Annotated in this window: 22 protein-coding genes; 11 read left to right on the top strand and 11 right to left on the bottom strand. The window is 70.4% G+C overall.

The annotated features are described in order from the left end of the window. Window positions 1-118 precede the first annotated feature (118 nt). From ACFYZZ_RS03515 to ACFYZZ_RS03480, 8 genes are all read left to right on the top strand, one after another. Window positions 119-703: a winged helix-turn-helix domain-containing protein gene (locus ACFYZZ_RS03515; protein WP_389171021.1), complete on the top strand. Its 585-nt coding sequence runs from the start codon at window positions 119-121 to the stop codon at window positions 701-703. A gap of 13 nt (window positions 704-716) precedes the next feature. Continuing rightward, window positions 717-1,946: an acyl-CoA dehydrogenase family protein gene (locus tag ACFYZZ_RS03510; RefSeq protein WP_389171019.1), complete on the top strand. Its 1,230-nt coding sequence runs from the start codon at window positions 717-719 to the stop codon at window positions 1,944-1,946. Window positions 1,947-2,360: 414 nt separating this feature from the next. Then, on the top strand, window positions 2,361-2,576 hold the full coding sequence (locus tag ACFYZZ_RS03505; protein ID WP_389171016.1) for a hypothetical protein: 216 nt from the start codon (window positions 2,361-2,363) through the stop codon (window positions 2,574-2,576). Then, complete coding sequence (locus ACFYZZ_RS03500; protein WP_389171014.1) at window positions 2,573-2,941, top strand: 4Fe-4S dicluster domain-containing protein; 369 nt, start codon at window positions 2,573-2,575, stop codon at window positions 2,939-2,941. The genes ACFYZZ_RS03505 and ACFYZZ_RS03500 overlap by 4 nt, the downstream gene beginning before the upstream one ends. Window positions 2,942-2,997: 56 nt before the next feature. After that, a complete protein-coding gene (locus tag ACFYZZ_RS03495; RefSeq protein WP_389171012.1) occupies window positions 2,998-3,897 on the top strand; it encodes a TauD/TfdA dioxygenase family protein in 900 nt (299 codons plus the stop codon). Window positions 3,898-3,988: 91 nt separating this feature from the next. Further along, on the top strand, window positions 3,989-4,447 hold the full coding sequence (locus ACFYZZ_RS03490; protein WP_389171009.1) for an RrF2 family transcriptional regulator: 459 nt from the start codon (window positions 3,989-3,991) through the stop codon (window positions 4,445-4,447). 471 nt (window positions 4,448-4,918) lie between these two features. Continuing rightward, on the top strand, window positions 4,919-6,025 hold the full coding sequence (locus ACFYZZ_RS03485) for an ABC transporter substrate-binding protein (protein WP_389171006.1): 1,107 nt from the start codon (window positions 4,919-4,921) through the stop codon (window positions 6,023-6,025). Between the two features lie 57 nt (window positions 6,026-6,082). After that, window positions 6,083-6,934, top strand: a complete 852-nt coding sequence (locus tag ACFYZZ_RS03480; RefSeq protein WP_389171992.1) for an ABC transporter ATP-binding protein — start codon at window positions 6,083-6,085, stop codon at window positions 6,932-6,934. Here ACFYZZ_RS03480 and ACFYZZ_RS03475 read toward each other — a convergent pair. Continuing rightward, window positions 6,870-7,358, bottom strand: a complete 489-nt coding sequence (locus ACFYZZ_RS03475; RefSeq protein ID WP_389171003.1) for a luciferase family protein — start codon at window positions 7,356-7,358, stop codon at window positions 6,870-6,872. The genes ACFYZZ_RS03480 and ACFYZZ_RS03475 overlap by 65 nt on opposite strands. A gap of 194 nt (window positions 7,359-7,552) precedes the next feature. Here ACFYZZ_RS03475 and ACFYZZ_RS03470 point away from each other — a divergent pair, with 194 nt between their 5' ends. Next, window positions 7,553-7,936 carry a winged helix-turn-helix transcriptional regulator gene (locus ACFYZZ_RS03470; protein ID WP_389171001.1) on the top strand — a complete coding sequence of 128 codons (384 nt, stop codon included), beginning with the start codon at window positions 7,553-7,555 and terminating at the stop codon, window positions 7,934-7,936. Between the two features lie 139 nt (window positions 7,937-8,075). Here the strand turns inward: ACFYZZ_RS03470 and ACFYZZ_RS03465 are convergent, their stop codons facing one another. Next, on the bottom strand, window positions 8,076-8,684 hold the full coding sequence (locus ACFYZZ_RS03465; RefSeq protein WP_389170998.1) for a TetR/AcrR family transcriptional regulator: 609 nt from the start codon (window positions 8,682-8,684) through the stop codon (window positions 8,076-8,078). 156 nt (window positions 8,685-8,840) lie between these two features. Here ACFYZZ_RS03465 and ACFYZZ_RS03460 point away from each other — a divergent pair, with 156 nt between their 5' ends. After that, entirely contained in the window at window positions 8,841-9,749 is a 909-nt protein-coding gene (locus ACFYZZ_RS03460; RefSeq protein WP_389170995.1) for an NADP-dependent oxidoreductase, read from the top strand. A 262-nt stretch (window positions 9,750-10,011) separates the two neighbouring features. Here ACFYZZ_RS03460 and ACFYZZ_RS03455 read toward each other — a convergent pair whose 3' ends face one another. The 9 genes from ACFYZZ_RS03455 to ACFYZZ_RS03415 all read right to left on the bottom strand — a co-directional run bounded on the left by ACFYZZ_RS03455 (window position 10,012) and on the right by ACFYZZ_RS03415 (window position 19,557). After that, window positions 10,012-11,931, bottom strand: coding sequence for an ABC transporter ATP-binding protein (locus tag ACFYZZ_RS03455; protein WP_389170992.1), 1,920 nt, complete (start codon window positions 11,929-11,931; stop codon window positions 10,012-10,014). Between the two features lie 175 nt (window positions 11,932-12,106). Continuing rightward, window positions 12,107-12,592 carry a GNAT family N-acetyltransferase gene (locus ACFYZZ_RS03450; protein ID WP_389170989.1) on the bottom strand — a complete coding sequence of 162 codons (486 nt, stop codon included), beginning with the start codon at window positions 12,590-12,592 and terminating at the stop codon, window positions 12,107-12,109. Window positions 12,593-12,773: 181 nt separating this feature from the next. Next, window positions 12,774-13,139 (bottom strand): hypothetical protein, encoded by a 366-nt coding sequence (locus ACFYZZ_RS03445; protein WP_389170986.1) that lies wholly within the window; start codon window positions 13,137-13,139, stop codon window positions 12,774-12,776. A gap of 84 nt (window positions 13,140-13,223) precedes the next feature. After that, on the bottom strand, window positions 13,224-13,835 hold the full coding sequence (locus ACFYZZ_RS03440) for an RBBP9/YdeN family alpha/beta hydrolase (RefSeq protein WP_389170983.1): 612 nt from the start codon (window positions 13,833-13,835) through the stop codon (window positions 13,224-13,226). After that, window positions 13,832-15,118 carry an MFS transporter gene (locus ACFYZZ_RS03435; RefSeq protein WP_389170980.1) on the bottom strand — a complete coding sequence of 429 codons (1,287 nt, stop codon included), beginning with the start codon at window positions 15,116-15,118 and terminating at the stop codon, window positions 13,832-13,834. The genes ACFYZZ_RS03440 and ACFYZZ_RS03435 overlap by 4 nt, the downstream gene beginning before the upstream one ends. A gap of 93 nt (window positions 15,119-15,211) precedes the next feature. After that, window positions 15,212-16,111, bottom strand: coding sequence for a TauD/TfdA dioxygenase family protein (locus ACFYZZ_RS03430; RefSeq protein WP_389170977.1), 900 nt, complete (start codon window positions 16,109-16,111; stop codon window positions 15,212-15,214). A 40-nt stretch (window positions 16,112-16,151) separates the two neighbouring features. After that, the gene (locus ACFYZZ_RS03425) at window positions 16,152-17,126 is read right to left on the bottom strand and encodes a quinone oxidoreductase family protein (RefSeq protein ID WP_389170974.1); all 975 of its coding nucleotides are present in this window, start codon (window positions 17,124-17,126) and stop codon (window positions 16,152-16,154) included. 45 nt (window positions 17,127-17,171) lie between these two features. Then, entirely contained in the window at window positions 17,172-18,230 is a 1,059-nt protein-coding gene (locus ACFYZZ_RS03420) for a 3-keto-5-aminohexanoate cleavage protein (RefSeq protein ID WP_389170971.1), read from the bottom strand. Window positions 18,231-18,534: 304 nt separating this feature from the next. Then, window positions 18,535-19,557, bottom strand: a complete 1,023-nt coding sequence (locus ACFYZZ_RS03415; protein ID WP_389170969.1) for an AraC family transcriptional regulator — start codon at window positions 19,555-19,557, stop codon at window positions 18,535-18,537. A gap of 161 nt (window positions 19,558-19,718) precedes the next feature. Between ACFYZZ_RS03415 and ACFYZZ_RS03410 the strand changes: the two genes are divergently transcribed. After that, window positions 19,719-20,816 carry a TauD/TfdA family dioxygenase gene (locus ACFYZZ_RS03410; RefSeq protein WP_389170966.1) on the top strand — a complete coding sequence of 366 codons (1,098 nt, stop codon included), beginning with the start codon at window positions 19,719-19,721 and terminating at the stop codon, window positions 20,814-20,816. The last annotated feature ends 5 nt before the right edge of the window (window positions 20,817-20,821 follow it).

The raw sequence follows: 20,821 nt of genomic DNA, 5'->3' as shown, positions 1-20,821 counted from the left end.
GTAGCGCACGCGGCTCACACATCGCGCGTGCCACTCCGTTCCTTCTCTCATCCCCGGCGATCAGGCAGACCCACCCGCTGCACCTGACGGCCCGACGCACTTCTGAAGGACGACCGCCATGACCACGGCACTTCCAGCCCAGGCCACTCCATCGAATGCGCCACTTCCCGACCTGCGCCATCTCCGCCTCGTCGGCGACACCACGCAGAGCGGCTCCGAGGAACACGCTTCCACACCAGTCGTCGGCTACCTCGTGCTCATCCCCGAGGGCACCGACCCCGCCCAGCTCTTCGCCGAGAACGTGCCACGGCCGGAGATCCGACCGGTCGCCTACACGGACTCACCTCCCGTGCAGCAGACGGGAGGCAGTGTCATCCGCATCGATGCCGCGCGACACGTCGCCGAGGTGGATGGACGCGAACTCGACCTCACCTACCTGGAGTTCGGGCTGCTGGCACATCTCGTGCACCATCCCCACCAGGTGCATTCGCGTGAGCAGCTGATGGCCGGCATCTGGGGCTACGACCACATCGGCGACGGCCGCACCGTGGACGTCCACATCGCGCGCCTGCGCCGCAAGCTCGGCACGACTCACCGGCACCGGATCGTCACCGTACGACGCGTGGGCTACAAGTACGTGCCCGACCAGCAAGAGAGCCCCAGCCAAGAGAGCCCCAACACCGCATCCTGCCGCCGACCTTGAGGAGACCACCACCATGGGCGTTGCCACTGCGCCGTCCGGCCCCGCCTCGGATTCCGACCGGACCGGGCCCGGCCGTGCGCACTGGCTGCGCGTGGCCCGCGAGACGGCGGACGACCTGGCCACGGACGCGGTGGCCAGGGAGCAGGCGGGCAAGGCCCCGTTCGATGAGGTGTCCCGGCTGCGCGAGTCGGGGCTGCTGACGCTCCTCATACCGGCAGAGCTCGGGGGAGGCGGCGCGGACTGGCCCACGGCCTACGCGGTCGTCCGGGAGATCGCCGCCGCCGACGGTGCGATCGGTCAACTGCTCGGCTGTCACTACTTCCTGTCGTGGAGCGCCCGGTTCTTCACCGAGCCCTCTCTCGCCGCTCAGGTCGAGCGGCAGTCCGCGGCGGAGCAATGGTGCTGGGGCGGTGGTTTCGCCCGCCAGGAACCACCTCTGACGCTGGCCAGGACAGCCGCCGGCTTCGTGCTCGACGGTCGGCAGAGCTACACAACCGGGGTCCTGGTCGCCGACCGCCTCGCCGTGCGGGCCGTACGGGCCGACACCGGCGAACCACTCGCCGTCGTCGTCGATCCCGCCCATCACGGGGTGGGGATCGACGGCGACGCCGACACTTTCGGCCAGCGGCTCGCGGCCGGCGGGAGCGTGGAGTTCGACGGTGTACCGGTCGCCGCCGACGACGTACTCGGCTCCCTGTCCGCGGACGAGGATGTCCTGTCGCCCCTGGCTGCTCTGGCATCGCCGGTCGGGCGTCTCCTCTCCGTCCAACTCCGCCTCGGCATGGCCGAGGGAGTGCTCGCCGAGGCCCGTGACTACAGCAGGGCGGGCCACTCACCCTGGCACCCGGACTGGCCGGTCGGCTCCCCCCAGGACCCGCAGGTGCTCACCGCCTACGGAGAACTCACCGTCCTCACCCGCGCCGCGTCCGCGCTCACCGATCAAGCAGAGGCAGCCGTGCACGACGGCCTCGTACACGGCGAAGACATCACCTACGACGAGTACGCGGAGATCTCCGTCCTCGTAGCCATGGCCGAAGCCGCCGCCTCCAGGGCTGCGCAGGAGTCCACCGCCCGCGCCCTCGACATCATCGGCGCCCGCTCCGCGTCCTCGCGGCTGGGCTTCGACCGCTTCTGGCGCAATGCCCGGACCCACACCCTGTACGAGCCCGTCGCCCACCGGCTCCGCGATGTCGGGGACTATTTCCTCAACGGAGCGCACCCTCCGTTCGTCCTGCCTGTCTGACCTTGACCGTTCCCGGACTGTATGCGGCCGGGGACGCGGCGACCCGTGAGCTGATCTGCGGCGGCTTCACCGGTGGCGGCAGCCACAACGCCGCCTGGGCCATCTCCTCCGGCACCTGGGCCGGCCGGGGCGCGGCCCGCCATGCCCGCTCACTCGGCGTCCGCGCCGGTACGAGGCGCCTGGTGGCCGCGGGCGGAGCCGGGCTCCGGCCCACCGGCACCCCGGGCTCCGCCTACGGCTTCCGGGACGTCATCGCCGCGGTTCAGGGCGAGGTGCTGCCGTACGAGAAGAACTACATGCGCCACGGCGACCGGCTCACTGCCTCGCTGGAGGTGCTCGACAGCGTGTGGGAAGACTCGCGCCTCCCTGCACGCCGGCGGCGGAGACACCGTACGGGCCCGGCAGGCGGCGGCGATGGCGGCGCACGCCCGCTGGATGTACGCCTCGGCGCTGGCGCGCACGGAGACCCGAGGCATGGCCAAGCGGCTCGACTTCCCCGCGCAGGACCCCGGACAGCACCACCACATCGTCACGGGCGGCCTCGACCGCGTGTGGACCCGCACCGAACCCCTGACCACCGCCCCGTCGGCACCAGCGACACCAGCCGCACCCCTGAAGGTGGCCTCATGATCGAACTGGTCTCGGCGGAACGCTGCATCACCTGCGACAAGTGCATCAAGGTCTGCCCGACCAACGTATTAGACCGCGGCGAGGACGGCATACCCGTGCTCGCCCGCCGCGACGACTGCCAGACCTGCTTCCAGTGCGAGGCCAACTGCCCGGCCGACGCACTGTATGTCGCGCCCGTGACCCGCCCGCTGCCCGACGGCTCCACCGCCCGCGACGAGGAGCACCTGGACCGTACCGGCCTGCTCGGCAGTTACCGCCGGCACATCGGCTGGGGACGAGGCCGCACACCCGGCGCACTACGGGCCGTCGGCCCTCCCCTCGGACCACCGGGGTCCAAGGGACCGTCCCTGCCCATCACCTCCTGACGACCTCCCGACCGATCACCTCTGCGCTGATCACCTCCTGATAGGAACACCCGCACATGAGCACCAGCATCGGCTTCGACATCCGCAGGATCGGCGGCCGTATCGGCGCCGAGATCCTCGGCGTGGACCTCTCCACCGACCTCGACCCCGCCGTCGTCACCGAGATCAACTCCGCGCTCCTGGAACACAAGGCGCTGGTCTTCCGCGACCAGAACCTCGACGACGCCGGCCAGCTCCGCTTCGCCTCCCTCTTCGGCGAACTCACCACCGCGCACCCCACCGTCCCCTCCGTCGACGGCCAGCCCCACATCCTGCCCGTCGACGGCGACGAGGGCATCCGCGCCAACCACTGGCACACCGACGTCACCTTCGTCCGTACGCCCCCGAAGGCATCCACGCTGCGCTGCATCGTGATCCCGCCCTACGGCGGCAACACCCTCATCGCGAACTCGGCCGCCGCCTACCGCGACCTGCCCGAACCGCTGCGCGAGCTCGCCGACAAGCTCTGGGCCGTACACACCAACGACTACGACTACGCCGCCCCGAAGAACGAGCAGGCAGCCGAGCACCGCAGGCGGTTCGTCTCCCGGAAGTACCGCACCGCCCACCCCGTCGTCCGCGTCCACCCCGAGACCGGGGAGCGCGGGCTGTTCATCGGCGGCTTCGCCCAGAGCATCGTCGGCCTCGGTCCGTCCGACTCCCGCGACCTGCTGCGCATCTTCCAGTCGTACGTCACCCGCCCGGAGAACATCGTGCGGGTGACCTGGACACCGGGCGACCTCGTCCTGTTCGACAACCGCATCACCCAGCACTACGCCCCCGACGACTACGGCGACCTGCCGCGCCTGCTGCACCGGGTGACCGTCGCGGGCGACATCCCCGCCGGTGTCGACGGCACCCTCAGCCACGTCATCGAGGGCGACGAAGCCGCCCACTACACGCCCGCCGCAGCCTGAGCTCCGGGGCCGCCGGGCAGGGACACCCGCCCCTGCCCATCGGCCCCGCCCGCAACGCACACCGACCGAAGCCGTACGGGATAATGCGCACATGCGGATCTCAGCCAGGGCGGACTACGCGGTACGTGCCGCGCTGCAGCTCGCCGAGTCACGGGATGACGGGCCACTGAAAGCCGAGGCCATTGCCGCCGCCCAGGACATTCCGCACAAATTCCTCGAAAGCATCCTGAACGACATGCGCCGGGGCGGCCTCGTGCTCAGCCAGCGCGGCGGCAACGGAGGCTACCGACTGGCCAGGCCCGCCGAGTCCATCAGCATCGCCGACGTCATCCGCACTGTGGACGGACCGCTGGTCTCGGTGCGCGGCGTCCGCCCCCCGGAACTGGCCTACACCGGCCCCGCCGAGTCGCTGCTCCCCCTGTGGATCGCGCTGCGGTCCAACGTGCGCGAGATCCTCGAGGGCGTGTCGCTCGCCGACGTCGCAACGGCCCAACTGCCCGCCGACGTTTCCGCGTTGACCGACGCCCCGGGTGCTTGGGTAAACCCCTGACACGCTGGGCCAATCACCCACCGATCCCAAAAGGCGAGATGGCGACGTCCATCATGTGAACTACCCCTTGGGGGCGGCGCCACCTTCTGCCACGATCCCTAGCAACCAGGTAGGAAAACTAGGAATCTATGGGGGTGGCCATGGGAACGCTCGACCGCACAGCCCAGTCGCTGCCTCTTCTGACCTCGCGCCGGCACATCGACCTCGGCCATACCTCCAGCGCCATCTGTCGGCCCCTCTGACGCCACAGAGCCTCCTCCCTCCCAACGAGCGCTGCTTTCCCGCCCGTCCCGCCTCGGTTCGGCGTTTCGGACACCCCCGGCTGACCGCGTCCCCCACGTTCCATTTCTCAGCCCGCGACGGCGTGCCTGCCGCCGACGGCCGACGAGTGGAGTGTCGGTGCATGCCGACAAGCAGTCACCTCGGATCTTCGTATCTCCCTGCTCACTCATCCCCTGAAAGGACACCGCCGTGTCTGCCGCAAGACCGCTCACCACCCTGCGCACCATCGCCGCCGTAGCCGCACTCCCCCTTCTGCTCACCGCCTGCAGCTACGGCTCCAAGGCCACCGACGACGGCAAGCAGGCCGCGGTCCCGGCAGGCGCCAAAAAGCTCTCCACCGACGAAGTGAAGATCGGCTACTTCCCCAACCTCACGCACGCCACCGCTCTGGTCGGCCTCCAGGAGGGCCTGTTCCAGAAGGAGCTCGGCGGCACCACGATCAAGCCCTCCACCTTCAACGCCGGCCCCTCCGAGATCGAGGCGCTGAACGCCGGCTCCATCGACATCGGCTGGATCGGCCCCTCCCCCGCCATCAACGGCTACACCAAGTCGAACGGCAAGAACCTGCGCATCATCGGCGGTTCCGCCTCCGGCGGCGTGAAGCTGGTCGTCAACCCGAAGAAGATCAAGTCCCTGGACGACGTCAAGGGCAAGAAGATCGCCACGCCGCAGCTCGGCAACACCCAGGACGTCGCGTTCCTCAACTGGCTTGCGGAGAAGGGCTGGAAGGTCGACGCTCAGAGCGGCAAGGGCGACGTCTCGGTCGTCCGTACGGACAACAAGATCACCCCGGACGCCTACAAGTCGGGCTCGATCGACGGCGCCTGGGTGCCGGAGCCGACCGCGTCCAAGCTCGTCGCCGAGGGCGGCAAGGTGCTGCTGGACGAGTCGTCGCTGTGGCCCGACAAGAAGTTCGTGATCACGAACATCGTCGTGTCGCAGAAGTTCTTCAAGGAGCACCCGGACGTCGTCGAGGCCGTGCTGCGCGGCTCGGTGAAGACCAACGCGTGGATCAACGCCAACCCGGAGAAGGCGAAGGCGTCCGCCAACGCGGCGCTGGAGAAGCTGTCGGGCAAGGCGCTGCCCGCCGATGTCATCGACCCGGCCTGGAAGTCCATCACCTTCCTCGACGACCCGCTGGCCTCCACCCTGAACACCGAGGCAGAGCACGCGGTCAAGGCCGGTCTCCTGGACAAGCCCAATCTGAAGGGCATCTACGACCTCACCCTGCTCAACAAGGTCCTCAAGGCCCAGGGCAAGGGCGAGGTCAGTGACGCCGGTCTCGGCGCCCGGTAACGGCAACCGGATCCGACGAGTTCCCAGGAGGTGACGACCGTGGCTGCCACGATCACCGTGGCTGCCACGATCACCGAGGCTGCCGAGGACGCCGCGGCGGTGACGCACGCCGCCCGGATCGAGCACGTCTCGAAGTCCTTCCACGCCCCGGGCACGCCCGGCGGACAGCAGCTCGTACTGGACGACATCACGCTCGATGTCGCACCGGGCGAGTTCGTCACCCTCCTGGGAGCCTCGGGCTGCGGCAAGTCCACCCTGCTCAACCTGGTCGCGGGGCTGGACCGGCCGTCCACCGGCTCGATCGATACGGACGGCCGACCCGCCCTGATGTTCCAGGAACACGCACTGTTCCCCTGGCTGACCGCGGGCAAGAACATCGAACTCGCGCTGAAACTGCGCGGGGTCGCGGGGCCGGAGCGCCGGCAGGAGGCGGAGCGGCTGCTGGAACTCGTACGGCTGCAGGGCGCGTACGGCAAGCGGGTGCACGAACTGTCCGGCGGTATGCGGCAGCGCGTCGCGCTGGCCCGTGCGCTGGCCCAGGACAGCCGGCTGCTGCTGATGGACGAGCCGTTCGCCGCCCTGGACGCGATCACCCGTGACGTCCTGCACGACGAACTGACCCGCATCTGGACTGAGACCGGACTCTCGGTGCTAGTTGCCGGCCGACCTGGGCACGGGAAATGGGCAGGGCGGAGCCGCAGGCTGGGCTGGTGCGGTGTGGGTGAGGTGACGGCGTCGATGCCGTACGAGGGCCTGCCGGGTGCTTCGACGCAGCCCTCGGCAGGGATGCGTCGGTCATGCCGGTCACCTGCGCCGACGTCCCGGCGCTGGGTGGGGAGAGCGGTCAGACCGCGGCGGGGCCGGCGGTCGGCGCGTGGCCGGTGGCGTACCGGTAGGAAGCGGCGATGACCTTCTTGGCCACCTCCAGTTCGGCCTCGTCGCGCGGGGCGTAGAACATGACGACATTGGCGCCACGGTCGTAGAGCGGGTGCTTCTCGCCCCATCCGGAGGCCAGGAACGCGGCGTGGTCGGCCGGGTCCAGAGCCAGGTGCAGGCTGCCGTCGGCGTGCAGGTGCACGAACTCCGCGTTTCCGCGCGGCAGGAACAGCCGGGCACCGCGTGCGGGGGCGGCATCGCTCAGGAACACCGCCCAGGTGCTGGGGACGGAGATCTCGCTGCGGCCCGAGACGGTGCCGGGAAGCGAGGTGGCCATCCACTGCCGCAGCTCCTCCCTGATCTGCGGCGGGCTGGGCTGGGTGAACTGCAGGTGCGGGACCTCGGGCCCGGTCTCGGGCCGGTCACCCGCACGCTCGGGCAGCGCGGGGAACGTCATGGTGGTGCCTCTTTCGGTGGTGCGGACGACCCGTCGGTACGACGGGCAGCCGGCTGACCGCCGAGCGGTCCGGCTCACTGCCGGCCCGCTCGCTGACACCACCACGCTAGTATCCTGTGGATAGTGGTTTCCTTGAGGAAAGCGCCCAGCCGCTGAGTACGGGGAGTACGGGCTAGAGCGGAAGGAAAGATGCCGTGACCGGACCGGCGCAGCAGGCGTGCCCGATCAACCCGGTGGTGGAGCTGGTGTTCAGCCGCTGGACCACCCCGATCCTGTGGGCCCTTGAACACCACGGACGCTCGCGTTTCAACGAGCTGCAGCGTCTCCTGCCGACGATCACACCGAAGGTGCTCACCCAGCGCCTGCGCCAGCTGGAACGGGACGGCCTGGTCACTCGCACCTACCATGCCGAGATCCCGCCGAGGGTCGAGTACGCCATCAGTGAGCTGGGCCGCACCCTCGTCCCTGTCTTCGACGCCATCGCCGGCTGGTCCGACGCTCACCTGTCCCAGGTCACCACCGCCCGTCTGGCGTATGACACGGCTCGCGCGGAGGAAGAAGCCTGGGCGCAGGGCTGAGGAGGAGCTTTCCGTGGTTGGCCGCCCAACCGGCCTGTGCCTGGTGCGGCTGCGGGGATGGCGGGAGTGGGTTCGTGGCCGCACAAGGGGCCCCCATCCGGACAAGTCCTGGTCGCTTCGGCCCGCGGCCAGTTGCGGGTCAGGCCGAGGTGTGGGACGGCAGGGCGCCCGTGTGTTCCAGGGTGGTGAGCCACTGGGTGACGACGACGTCGATGAAGGTGTCGGTGACCTGGCCGCGGTCGAGGAAGAGCCGGGCCAGGACGGGTCCGTAGAGCATCGTGTATTCGTCGTTGTTGATCTGGACGCCGGAGGGTTCCAGCAGTCTGTTCAGGGCCGCGTGGCGGTCCGCGCCGATGCGGACGAGAGCCTGGGCGCTGTCGGGGTCGTGGTCGGCCTGAGCGGTGACGGCGAGGACGGCAGTGCGGATGGCGGGGTCGCTGATGCCGTTGCGCAGGCTTTTCAGCCAGGCGGTGGCCACGACGCGCACGTCGCTGCCCGGCTCGGGGTAATCGCCGAGGTCGGGGCCTTCGAGGATGAGGTCGAAGAGCAGAGCGGCGCGGTTGGGCCAGTGTCGGTAGACGGTCTGGCGGGTGACGTCGGCCCGCTCGGCCAGCAGGGCGTACGTCAGTCCTGTCGGCCCGACCTCGGGCAGCAGCTCACGCGCGACGGTCAGGATGCGGGCGCGGGTGCGCTGGACGCGGGGGTTGCTCAACGCCGGTTGGCGGCGGTGGACGGGCGTGGAAGGCATACGGCCATCCTACCCATGAATCATACGTAATGTGTGATGAGTGCCACAGCTTCGAGTACCTCACCAATCATACGTCTTGTGTGATACACCAGAAGGGCAATCACACGCTCTGAATGATTCAGGGTGTGTGCGGTTTCCTTTCCCAGGGAGTTCCTGATGTCTACTGCGATCACCTTCTCCGAGTACGGCGGGCCGGAGGTCCTCTCCGTATCGCAGATCCCCGCGCCGGAGCCGGGCCCGGGACAGGTCCGTATCCGCGTGCGGGCCGCCGCGGTGAACCCGATCGACCTGCGGATCCGCGCGGGCATCATGGGGGGCGCCTTCCCGGTGACCTTCCCCCACGTGCCCGGCTGGGACGTCGCCGGCGTAGTCGACAAGGCCGGCGAGGGTGCGGGCTTCGCGGTCGGCGACGAGGTCTTCGGTGTGGCCTCGGTCGGCGGCTACAGCGAGTACGCGCTGCTGCAGACGCCCTTCGCCAAGCCGAAGGCCCTGTCGTTCGAGACCGCCGCGGGCATGATCACGGTCGGCGAGGCCGCCTACCGGGCGCTGAAGCACCTCGGGGCGCAGGCGGGGCAGACGCTGCTGATCCACGGTGCGGGCGGCAGTGTCGGTGCCATCGCGGTGCAGCTCGCGGTCGCCCGGGGCGTCACCGTGATCGGCACCGTCGCCGAGCAGGACACCGAGCGCATCAGCGCTCTGGGCGCCACCGCCGTCAGGTACGGCGAAGGCTGGGCCGGGCGGGTCAAGGCCGCGGCCCCGGCCGGTGTGGACTTCGTCTTCGATGCCTCCGGCGCGGGCGTGCTGGGCGAGTCGGTCTCCCTGGTCGGCGACGCGGGGAAGGTCATCACCATCGCCGACCCGTCGTTCGCCGAGCACGGCGTGCGGTTCACCGGCATGGACCCCAAGGACCGCTTTCCGCAGGCCCTGCCGCAGCTGGCCGACCTGATCGCCGCCGGCAAGCTCGACGTCCCCGTCTGGCGCGCCTATCCCCTCGCCGAGGCCGCCCAGGCCCACGCGGACATCGAGGCCGGCCGCAACCAGGGCAAGGTCGTCCTCCTGCCCTGATCCCGGACCGCCGCCTCGCGGACGTCCCCGACGAGGCGGCTCCAGGGCTGCGGCTGCCTACGGCTCGTCATCAGGGCGGCGTTGGCCTGCCGGTCGCCGCCACGGTTGAGACGACGGTACTGCCGACTGCCCGAGGAAGGCTCGACAGCCGAGGCGGGCCCCAGGGGATGGCGGGGTGGAAGTCCGCCTTCGCGGTTTGCCTCAGTCGACGGACGTATCAGCATGACGCCGCCGGCAGGCGAGGATGTCCGTGACCGCTCGGTCACGTGGACCCGGTGCCCGTACGAGCGTGCGACGACGTCCTGCGGTCCCCGTCCGGCGCCGGGTCGGCCGGTCCGGGCAGCCCGCTGGGACCGGCTCCTGGGACCGGACGTCCGAGGGCCGGCTCGGTGCTCTCGCCGAGGAAGCCGCCCGACTGGTGCTGCCACAGCTTGGCGTAGGCACCGTTCGCCGCGAGCAGCTCCTCGTGGGTGCCCTGCTCGACGACGCTTCCGCGGTCGAGGACGACGAGACGGTCCATGCCGGCGACGGTGCTCAGACGGTGGGCGACCACGAGGGCCGTACGTCCGTCCATCAAGCGCCACAGGGCGTCCTGGACGAGGAGTTCGCTCTCCGAGTCCAGCGCGCTGGTCGCCTCGTCGAGCAGCAGGATCGGGGCGTCGCGCAGGATGGCCCTGGCGAGCGCGACACGCTGGCGCTGGCCGCCCGAGAGTTTCACTCCCCGCTCCCCCACCAGAGTGCCGAAGCCGAAGGGGAGTTGGTCGGCGAACTCCGTGACGTGCGCGGCCGCGGCCGCGGCGTGGATCTCCTCGTCGGTGGCGCTGGGCCGGGCGAAGGCGATGTTGTCCCGCAGGCTGCGGTGGAACATGGCGGGTTCCTGCGGGACGTAGGCGATCAGTGAGCGCAGGTCGGTCTGGCGCAGCCGGCTGATGTCCTGCCCGCCGATCAGGATGCGTCCGTCGTCGATGTCCGACATCCGCAGCAGGAGCCGGGTGAGTGTGGTCTTGCCGCCGCCGGACCTGCCGACCAGACCGATACGTGCGCCTGCGGGCACGTCCAGGTCGAGTCCCTGGAAAATCGGCTTCGCGCCCGCGTGAGCGAAGGTCACCGCCTCGAAGCGGATGCCGGTGTCCTGCGGTGCGAGCGGTTCGGGTTCCGTCGGGTCGAGCACGGTGGGCGGATCCAACAGCAGCTCGGTGAACTGCGCGGCCTCGGTCATCGAGCTTTCCAGACGCCGGTAGATCTGGTTGAACTCGAACATGATCTGGGTCGCGTTGGAGTAGTAGGTGAAAGCGACGACGACCTCCTCCACTCCCTGGCCCGATCCACCGAAGGCGATGGCGACCAACAGACCCAGCACATTGGTCAGCACGGACATGGGGGCGATCAGGGTGTCGACGCGCAGATTGCCGTAGTCCCACGACCTCAGCGTCAGGCGCCGGGAATCCGCGACACGGCTGCGGTGTTCGTCGGCCTCCCGCCCCTCGGCCGCGAACGCCCGGATGGTCTCCATGTTCACGAGGCTGTCGGCAACGTGGCCGGAGACCCGGGCGATCGCCGCCTCACGGTCATTGACGAGCCTCTGCCGGCGACGGATCAGAGGCGTCGCGGCCACCACGGTCAGCACGATCATCACGAGAAGGCCGGCGACGAGCATCGGTTCGTAGCTCCACAGCACCACGGCACCGAACACCAGGGGGACGAGACTGCCCACGATCCGGTACGTCACCGTGTCGACGAAGTCCTCGAAGCGCTTGCCGAAGCTCAGCACCCGTTTGGTCAGGGAGCCGGCGAAGTTGTCGTGGAAGAATGCCGCGTCCTGGGCGAGGAGTTCGTCCATGCCGCTCACGTACAGGTGTTCCATGCCGAGGGCGTCCACGCGGTTCAGGCAGTGCTGCCCGACCCGCCACACGGCCTCGGCGAGCAGCAGTGTCACGCCGAACCCCAGCACGTACGGCAGCGCCTTACTGAGGGTGAGGCCGCCGTCGTCGGCGGCCTGTCCTGCCAGTTTGGCGATCAGGAGGGGGGCGACGTAGCGGATGCCGATGTTGCCCGCGGCCGGCAGCAGCAGCGCGGGCAGGGCCAGCCGTCGTAGTCGCAGCAGTTCCCGGCCGTAGCGGCGCAGCGCGAGAACGACCGCACTCCTGCCCGGCATCGGCCCTCGCGTATCTGTTGTCCCCATCACACTCCCGGAGGTTCTGAAGTCGGAAGTGTCCCGTCGGGATAGGTCCTCAGTCCAGGCATTTACCGCGGACCGGCGAGAACCGGACACCGCTGCCGGAAAGCACGCCGGCACAACTGCCGTGCCGGTCGAGTACCAGAGGGTCACGTTGGCCGCAGCAAGCAGCGGAGTGCTGTCAGTAAGGAATGCGAAACTCGAATGTGGGACGGTCCCACGGCACGGCGGGCGGGTTCGCGAGCGCGGTTCCGGTCCGCACTGCACCGACGCGGTGGTAGAAGTCCTCGGCGGGAAGATGCGACACGACCTTGACACGGTCGAGCCCGGCGGCACGGGCCTCGGACTGCATGTGCGCGACGAGCAGCCGTCCAATACCACGTCCTTGCGCTTCGTCGGCGACGAACAGCAGGTCGAGCTCCGGTGGAGCGAGGACGAGCGAGTAGAACCCGAGGACCCGGCCCCCATGCTCGTCGGCGCCGACGGCTACGAAGGCGCGGTGGGCTTCGATGTAATCAGGACCGACCCGGTAGCCCGCCACTGCGGCTGCGTACTTACCCGCGTAGGCGCGTGAGCCACGCACGAGCCGCGTGAGCCGTTTGGCATCCCGCGCGACTGCCCTCCGTACCGTGATCGGCTGGCTGATCGGGGAAGTGCGTGAACTCATCGGGAGAGTATTTCGCACCGGGGAGTGCCTTCCTGCGGCGGGTCGGCTGCTCGGGCAGGCGTTGTCCCCGTCGGAACGGCTTCTGGCGGGCCTCGCCGTATCACCCGCTATGACGCAGCTATCACGTACAGGGCGGACCCTCTCGGACCCTTAGGCCCTGATAGCGCGGGCACTCGCACGATCAGGTCGGGGACATGGCGTGGGGACAGCTGCTGCCTGACGGCCGCTGTGATCCGCTCCCGGAGGCGGTTTGCTCGACCACCGCATAGATGTCGGCCGACCCCAGCCCCACCACCAGGCGATTGAGCGTGGAGTCGGAACGGCCGGACACGACCACCGACAGGTCCGATTCGATGGTCATCCAGTCACCCTCCCGCCACACGCCCGGGTAAGTACCGAAGTAGCCGGCCATGCGGCCCGCACGCACCGGGAGGAGAGGGGAGCCGCCCGCGAGCGCGGAGCAGACGTCGGTTCCGCCGCAGATCGACTGCAGCCACACGCCGGGGGCGAGCCGGTCGTGCACCCACCGCCAGGTGTTCGATGACATCGCCGACTCCGTCTGCAGGACCGAGCGCACGGCGCCGAGGTCGGGGTCGGCCGCCGGGTGCAGACCCGGCTTCTGCGCCGGAGGTCACCCAGGAGGCCGGACACCGAGCCGCTGTGGACACCGGGGCGCCGCGAGCTGGATCAGTTCCTCGGCCAGGGGCCACTCGCCGTGTCCCGAGGCCGGGTTGAGGTGGCCGACCGCGCCCAGCTCCACGAGGCGGCTGCCCCAGCTGCGAGCCAGCCCGGCGATGCGCTCAGGTGCGCCGAGCGGGTCGTCGGCGCTGGCGGCCACGAGGCTGGGGAAGGGCAGCGGCGCCCGGGGCACGGGGGTCCAGCCGTTGTCCGCGAGTTCGGCCGGGGTGGGGTATCCGTCCGGCAGCGGTGCCTCGAAGTCCGGTGGCGTGGCGAGCAGCGCGCCGCGTACGTCGGCGCGGTGGCGCCGGGCCCAGTGGACGGTGGTGATGACTCCGGCGCTGTGGGCGACCAGCAGGACCGGACCGTCCAGCGGTGCCAGCGTCGCGGCCAGGTTGCCGACCTGGACGTCCAGAGCGAGCCGGTTCCCCTCCGCCGGGGGAACCGTGCGGACGGCACGGCCGGCCTCGGCGAGCCGTTCGGCCAGCCGGGTCTGCCAGTGGTCCGCGACATGGTCGCGCAGACCGGGGACGATGACCACGGTGGGTTCCGCCGTGGGGCTCATGAGGCAATCTCCGACGGGTGCTTGGGCTCCGCCTTCGTGGCGGGGGCGTCGAGGCGGAGGAGGTCGCGTTCGTACCAGTGCCTGCCGACCAGGAAGGCCACCGTGGCCACGACCGCGACGAGGGGCACGATGCGCAGGGCGCCCAGCAGGCCGAGGCGGTCCGCGAGCGCGCCCGTGACCGCGGGCCCCGGGGCCAGTCCGAGCAGGCTGTTGGCCAGGGTGAGGGTGGCGAACGCGGTCGCGGCGACGGCGGCCGGGGTCAGGTTCGCGACCATGGCGGCCGCCGGTCCGGCGGAGCCGGCCGACAGCAGCGATCCGGCGGCCAGGGCCAGCAACTGCGCTGGCCCTGTGGGCAGTTGGAAGGCAAGGGTCAGCAGGAGGAGCGAGCCGACGCTGCAGCCGGCGGCGACGGCCCACTTGCGGATCGGGGCGGCGGAGCTGATGCGGTCGGAGACGACGCCCCCGATGATCATCCCGATGCCGATGATCATCGCGAAGCCGCCGGCGACCCCGCCGGCCTTGGCCGGTGCCATGTCGTAGTAGCGGTTGAAGAAGCTGGGCAGCCAGGACAGGAGCGCACCTGCGATGAACAGTTGCAGTCCGCTGCCGACGTAGGCGCTGATGACGGCGACGGAGGAGAACAGGCGGGGCAGGTGGGCGCGCAGGTCTCCGCGCGCCGGAGCGCCGTCCTCGCCGCCGGTGGGCCGGCCGCGCGGTGCCAGTCGGCTCTCCTTGACCACGGCGCCGTACACCGCGGCGAGCACCAGGCCGAAGATCCCCATCGCGGCGAACGCCCAGCGCCAGCCGGCCGCCTGGGCCACGGCGCCGCCGACGGCGACGCCGAGCACCGAGCCGAAGGCGCCGCCCGCGATGAAGGCACCGGAGAGGGTGGCCCGCAGGGCGACCGGGAAGATGCTGAGGACCACGGCGATCCCCACACTGCCGTACGCCGCCTCGCCGATGCCGACGAAGAGCCGGCCGGCGAACATCTCGCCGTAGTTCGCCGACACGGCGCACCCCAGGGTGGCCAGACTCCACATCGTGGCCGCGACCAGCAGACTCCGTACCCTTCCCCACCGGTCGGCCATGAGGGACATGGGGAAGGTGAGCACCCCGACCGCAAGGGCCACGATGCCGCTGAGGGACCCCAAGGAGGCGTCGGACAGCAGCCATTCGGCCTTCAGCATCGGGAAGACGGCGTTGAGAACCTGGCGGGACATGTAGTCGGACAGCAACAGGCCGAAGCTCAGTGCGAAGACCGCCCAGGCATAGCGTCTGGGCACGGGCCATTCCACCGCGGACGCGGCCCTGGCCGTGGACTGCGCAGTGGTGTGAAACTCCATTGTCATCACCTCGACTGCTCGGGAAGTGGCAGGTCAGAACGGTCTGTCGCCCACGATTCCGGCGCGCTCCATCTTGCGGACGGCGGGCCAGTAGTCCTGGACGGCGTAGTGCTGGGTGGAGCGGTTGTCCCAGATGGCCACGCTGTTGGGAGTCCAGCGCCAGCGCACCTGGTACTCGGGGATCGCGGCCTGGCTGATCAGATAGGTCAGGAGGTGGCTCGCGCCCGGCGCGTAGTCCTGGCCGAAACGCACGTTCTCGGGCGTGTGGTAGTTGACGAAGTGCGTCGCGAACGCGTTGACGAAGAGGATCTTCTCGCCCGTCTCGGGATGCGTGCGCACGACCGGGTGCTCGGCGTCCGGGAACCGCTCCTTCAGCGCGTGGCGCCGGTCCTCGGGCATGACGGCACCGAAGGTGGCCTCGATGCTGTGCCGGGCGCGCAGCCCCTCGATCCGGCTCTTGATGTGCTCGGGGAGCCGTCGGTGGGCCTCGGCCATGTTGACCCAGATCGTGTCGCCGCCGACCGGGGGCGATTCGACGCAGCGCAGTACGGCGCCCATCGCCGGGTTCGTCCGCCAGGTGCCGTCCGTGTGCAGGGCGTTCTCGTAGTGCTCCGGGGGGCTGTTCAGGTCCTTGTAGATCCGGACCAGTCCGGGGTGGTCGGGGTCGCTGCCGGCGACGGGGTGGTCCTCCAGCGGGCCGAAGCGCGAGGCGAACGCGACATGGTCGGCACGGGAGATGTCCTGGTCGCGCAGGAAGAGGACCTTGTACCGCAGCAGCAGGTTCTTGATCTCGGCGAAGAGGTCGTCGTCGCGGGCCGCCTCCGCGAGGTTCACACCGGTGAGTTCCGCGCCGATGGTGCAGGTCAGCGGTTCGGCCTGGATCGAGGTGCGCCGTGCGCCGGAGCGCACCGAAGACGGCAGGGTGTCGGGCATGGGTGCTCACTCCAGGGGAGGTGGGTCGAGGGTGCCGGGCTCACAGGACGAAGACGGAGGACCCGACGGTCCGCCCGGCCTCCAGGTCGCGATGGGCCTGGACGGCGTCCTCCAGCTCGTAGCGCTGGTTGATCTCGATGGCGATGCGCCCCGAGGAGACGTGATCGAACAGTTCTGAGGCCAGGGCACCGCGTTCGGCGGGATCGGCGATGTAGTCGGCGAGGGCGGGCCGGGTGACGAACAGCGAGCCCCGGACGGCGAGTTGCATGGCGTCGATCGGCGGTACGGGACCGGAGGCGGTGCCGAAGCAGACGAGCAGGCCACGGCGTGCCAGCGAGGCCAGCGAGCCCGCGAAGGTGTCCTTGCCGACGCTGTCGAGCACCAGTGGTACACCGGCGCCGTCGGTCAGTTCCCGCACCCGCTCGGCCACGTCCTCGTGCCGGTAGCGGATGACGTGCTCGCATCCGTGTGCGCGGGCGATCTCCGCCTTCTCCTCGCTGGAGACCGTTCCGATCACACGGATGCCGAGCAGTGCGGCCCACTGGGAGACGATCAGGCCCACGCCGCCCGCGGCGGCGTGCAGCAGCACCGTGTCCCCCTCCCCCAGCGGGTGGATCCTGCGCAGCAGGTAGGCCGCTGTCAGGCCGCGCATGGTCATCGCGGCCGCCGTCTCGCAGCTGATCCCCTGGGGCAGCCTGATCAGGTGCGAGGCGTCCATGACCCGCTCGGTGCTGTAGGCACCGAGAGGGCTTCCGGTGTACGTCACCCGGTCCCCCGCGGTGACGTGCGTGACGCCCTCGCCGACCGCCTCCACCACGCCGGCGGCCTCGACACCGATGCCGTCGGGCAGCCGCACCGGGTAGAGACCGGTGCGGAAATACGTGTCGGCGAAATTGAGGCCGACGGCTTCGTGCCGGATGCGCACCTGGCCCGGTCCGGGGTCGCCGACGGACACCTCCTCCCAGGTGAGGACGTCAGGGCCACCGGTTTCGTAGAAGCGGACGGCGTGTGCCACGGAGAGCTCCCGGAGGGTTCGTGAGGGTGGGGACGGGGCCGGGTGTCAGGCCTGGACGTCGCGCAGCATGAAGCCGCGCTGTCCCGGGCGGCGGTTGGGCACCATGCCGAGCCGGGCGAGGGTCTCGTCGGCGTCCGCGTAGTACTCGCCCAGCTGGTAGATCCGCTTGGCGTCCGCTCCGGTGGCGATCTCGCGGCCGAGCGCCTCGGAGATCCGCACCATCTGCTCGACCTGGGCCACGGAGGAGATCCGCTCGCCCTTGGCGCGCCAGAGGTTGTCCTCGTTGCCGACGCGCACGTGCTGGCCGAGAGCGATGGCCACGGCGTTCATCGGGGCCACGGCGCGCATGGAGCTCTCGATGGTGAGAACGGCGCCGTCCGGTACGCGGCGGATGAACTCGACCAGGTCGGCAGGGTGCCGGCCGGCGAAACCGCCGCCGATGGCCACGTAGTTGAGGATCAGCGGCCCGGTGTGGACGCCGGAGCGGATCAGCCGCTCCACGGTCTCCAGCTGGGCCAGGTGGGCGAGTTGGAAGTGGGGCTGAATGCCGTTCGCGTGCAGGCGCTTGAGGTGCTCCAGGTAGAACTCCGGACCGGCCTCGACCACCATGTCGCGGTAGGCCCGGTAGTAGTCCGGCTTCGCGATCGACGTGCCCTCCAGGTCGTCGTCGTTCATGATCTCGACGATGTTCATCTGGCTGGTGTTGATTGCGATCGTCACCTGGTCCGGCGCCGGGGTGAGATCGGCCAGCAGGTGGCGGGTGTCGTAGGCGAGCCACTTGGCGTCGCCGCCCTCGCCCTCGGGGGCGAAGGAGATCGAACCACCGATCTGGAGCACCATGTCCGGGACGGCCTCGCGCAGCCGCCCGAGCAGTTCGTTGAACATGGACATGCGCTTGGAGCCCTTGCCGTCCAGCTCGCGCACATGGATGTGGAGCACCGTCGCGCCGGCGTTGTAGCAGTCGACAGCCGCCTGTACGTGCTCGTCCATGGTCAGTGGCAGGTCGTCCGCGTCCCCGGGAAGCCATTCGGGGCCGTACGGCGCGGCCTGGATCACCAGCTTTTCCTGGTTCTCCGGGAAGAGGGAGTCGTCGTGGAAGTGCACGGAGCTTCTCCTTGTCGAAAAGGTGATCGCGTCACGGAGCAGGCGGCGGACGCGACGACAGGGCCTGCGCCGGCGGACGTCCGGGCCGGTGAGCGGCACCTGGCCCAGATGGGTGCGGGCCGGTCCGGAGGAAGCACCCTCAGGGGAGTGGCAGCGTGCTCCCTCCGGAGGCCGACCGCCGCGCGGTGGTGCAACCGTAGGGCGGACGGCACCCACCCGCTTTGCCTGTGGTGACAGGTGATTTGCCAATCGGGGACACACCTGCGGGCGCGGCGGCCCTACCGCCCGTGTGCGTCCCGCGGACTCAGCTTCTGCCGTGCGTCGCCGAGCCGCCCCGGCTCGTGCGCCACTCCCGCGGACTGGTGCCGAACTGCTCGTGGAACCAGCGGGAGAACGCGCTCAGCGACGAAAACCCCAGGAGCGTGGAGACCTCGGTCAGGGAACGGCTGGGATTGGCGACGAACCGCTCCGCGAGGGCGGTGCGGGTCGAATGGAGCAGGGAGGAGAAGGTCTCCCCGGAGCGGGCCAGATGACGGTGGACGGTGCGCCGGTCGACGCCGAGGCTGCGTGCGATCTGCTCGATGGAGCAGCGCCCGGTCGGCAGCAGCGCCTCGATCAGGTCGCGCACCCGGTCCACCTCGGATGCCTCCCTGGGGGCCGCGACGGGCTCGAAGTACCGCCGGGTGTAGCTGCGCAGCTGGGCGTCGGCCATGGCGTTGGGGGCGTCCAGGTCCTCGGCGTAGAAGACGATGCCGTTGAAGTCGCGGTCGAACTCCACCGCGGACCCGAACAGGCGACGGTGGCCCGCGGTGTCCCGCGGCGCCCGGTGGGCGAAGCAGACCGACGACGGGCGCCAGTGCGGGCCGAGGAACCCGCACAGCACGCGGTGGAACGCGCCCACGGCGAGCTCCGTGCCCTGCCGGGCCGGCTGCGGCTCCCCGAGCCGGACGTCCACCTTGAGCGTGGCCACCCCGTTGCCTTCCGAGAGCCGGGCGTGCAGGACCTCGTTGTACGTGTGCTGATGGCGGATCAGCAGTGCCAGGGCGCTGCGCACGTCGGGCTCTTCACGGACGAGCAGGCTGATGGGGCCGAGGTTGGAGAAGCGTCGCAGGTCGGCCAGGAGCAGTCCGAAGTCCTCCCGTCCGGAAGCGGCGGCCGACAGCTCCAGCAGCCTGACCACCGCCGTGCCTGAGATCCACCGGTCCTGCACGGCCAGGTCCGCGGTGTCCAGACCGACGCTCTTCATGAGCGCACGCGGATCGAGGCCGAGGGAACGGCTCAGCTCGACGTAACCGTTCAGCGCGGCGGTGCGGGCAAGGGGCCTCATGGGCACGCTCCAGGGGCGAAGGTCCCCAGAAGTTAAGTTTCTCGTCCCTGTACGTCAAGCATGAGGGGGGAGTACTGCATAGCGTCTCCGTCAACGCGGCCCGTGCGGCGGCGCGGCGCCGGAAAGAACTGCTCGGCTCACCCGATCTCGCGGAGGCGACCATGGCCGGAACCCCGGACACGACATCGGAGCCGACCGGGCCCTTCACGGGCCCGGCGCTGTGGTACGGCCCCGAGGTGGCGGGCCGTGACGACTGGGTGCTGCGGCTGACCCTCGACCACCGTGAGGAGCTGCGTACGGCCGTGCACACCGCCCGCGGGCGCGGCGCCACCTTGTTGCGGATGACCGTCGCCGACTTCCCGCTGCCCACACTCGCCGCCACGCTCGGGCGCGCCGCGGCGGCACTGGCCGAGGGGCCGGGCTTCGTCCTGCTCAGGAGCATCCCTGCGGATCTGCTCGGCGAGGCGGAAGCGAGCACCGTGCTGCGCGGGATCGGCCAGTACCTCGGCAGGCCCGTCCCGCAGACCGTCGGCGGCCGCACCCTCTGCCACATCCGGGACGCCGGCCCGGCGCCGGACGGCCCGACCCCGCCCGCGCACCTGACCCGCGCGGCACTGCCGTTCCACACCGCCGAGTCCGACCTGCTCGGCCTGATGTGCCTGCTGCAGGCCCGCTCGGGCGGCCGCACGCTGCTGGCCAGTGCGGCCGCCGTGCACAACGCGGTGCTCGACACCCGGCCGGACCTCGCCGGGCGCCTGTACCGCGACCATCTCTTCGACCGTCGGGAGGAGCGGGCGCCCGGTGACAAGCCGTACCTGGCCTCCCCGCTCGTCACCCGGCACGGCGACAGACCCAGCATGCGCTACGACCGCGCCCGCTTGGACAACGGCGCACGCGTTGCCCGCGGCGGCGCTGCGGCCGCCGACCGGGAGCTGTACGACCTCATCGACGCGACGGCCGCCTCGCCCGGCGTCCGGCTCGATCTGGATCTCCAGCCCGGTGATCTGCTGCTGCTCGACAACCACGTGGTGCTGCACGCCCGCTCGGCGTACGAGGATTCCGACGCCCCGGAGCACAAACGCCACCTGCTGCGCCTGTGGCTGGCCCGCCACGGGGACGCCGCCCCGGAGGAACGGGCAGCCGGACCGCTCCCCCGCCCCGTGGCACGCGCCGGGGTCACCCCGCACGACGTCATCCGCCCCCGGAGCCTGCGCACGGCGCGCCCCGGCTGCGGCTGTCCGACGCCGCGCACCCGCTGAGACGG

The sequence above is a fragment of the Streptomyces sp. NPDC001816 genome (genome assembly GCF_042892235.1).
In the GTDB taxonomy this organism is placed as follows: domain Bacteria; phylum Actinomycetota; class Actinomycetes; order Streptomycetales; family Streptomycetaceae; genus Streptomyces.
This window is presented reverse-complemented; position numbering and strand designations above follow the sequence as displayed.

What these genes read in the sequence shown, in the direction of transcription:
- ACFYZZ_RS03515 (WP_389171021.1), top strand. Translation starts at nt 119, where the DNA reads ATGACCACGGCACTTCCAGCCCAGGCCACTCCATCGAATGCGCCACTT.
- ACFYZZ_RS03510 (WP_389171019.1), top strand. Translation starts at nt 717, where the DNA reads ATGGGCGTTGCCACTGCGCCGTCCGGCCCCGCCTCGGATTCCGACCGG.
- ACFYZZ_RS03505 (WP_389171016.1), top strand. Translation starts at nt 2,361, where the DNA reads ATGGCGGCGCACGCCCGCTGGATGTACGCCTCGGCGCTGGCGCGCACG.
- ACFYZZ_RS03500 (WP_389171014.1), top strand. Translation starts at nt 2,573, where the DNA reads ATGATCGAACTGGTCTCGGCGGAACGCTGCATCACCTGCGACAAGTGC.
- ACFYZZ_RS03495 (WP_389171012.1), top strand. Translation starts at nt 2,998, where the DNA reads ATGAGCACCAGCATCGGCTTCGACATCCGCAGGATCGGCGGCCGTATC.
- ACFYZZ_RS03490 (WP_389171009.1), top strand. Translation starts at nt 3,989, where the DNA reads ATGCGGATCTCAGCCAGGGCGGACTACGCGGTACGTGCCGCGCTGCAG.
- ACFYZZ_RS03475 (WP_389171003.1), bottom strand. Translation starts at nt 7,358, where the DNA reads ATGACGTTCCCCGCGCTGCCCGAGCGTGCGGGTGACCGGCCCGAGACC.
- ACFYZZ_RS03465 (WP_389170998.1), bottom strand. Translation starts at nt 8,684, where the DNA reads ATGCCTTCCACGCCCGTCCACCGCCGCCAACCGGCGTTGAGCAACCCC.
- ACFYZZ_RS03460 (WP_389170995.1), top strand. Translation starts at nt 8,841, where the DNA reads ATGTCTACTGCGATCACCTTCTCCGAGTACGGCGGGCCGGAGGTCCTC.
- ACFYZZ_RS03455 (WP_389170992.1), bottom strand. Translation starts at nt 11,931, where the DNA reads ATGGGGACAACAGATACGCGAGGGCCGATGCCGGGCAGGAGTGCGGTC.
- ACFYZZ_RS03450 (WP_389170989.1), bottom strand. Translation starts at nt 12,592, where the DNA reads ATGAGTTCACGCACTTCCCCGATCAGCCAGCCGATCACGGTACGGAGG.
- ACFYZZ_RS03445 (WP_389170986.1), bottom strand. Translation starts at nt 13,139, where the DNA reads ATGTCATCGAACACCTGGCGGTGGGTGCACGACCGGCTCGCCCCCGGC.
- ACFYZZ_RS03440 (WP_389170983.1), bottom strand. Translation starts at nt 13,835, where the DNA reads ATGAGCCCCACGGCGGAACCCACCGTGGTCATCGTCCCCGGTCTGCGC.
- ACFYZZ_RS03430 (WP_389170977.1), bottom strand. Translation starts at nt 16,111, where the DNA reads ATGCCCGACACCCTGCCGTCTTCGGTGCGCTCCGGCGCACGGCGCACC.
- ACFYZZ_RS03415 (WP_389170969.1), bottom strand. Translation starts at nt 19,557, where the DNA reads ATGAGGCCCCTTGCCCGCACCGCCGCGCTGAACGGTTACGTCGAGCTG.
- ACFYZZ_RS03410 (WP_389170966.1), top strand. Translation starts at nt 19,719, where the DNA reads ATGGCCGGAACCCCGGACACGACATCGGAGCCGACCGGGCCCTTCACG.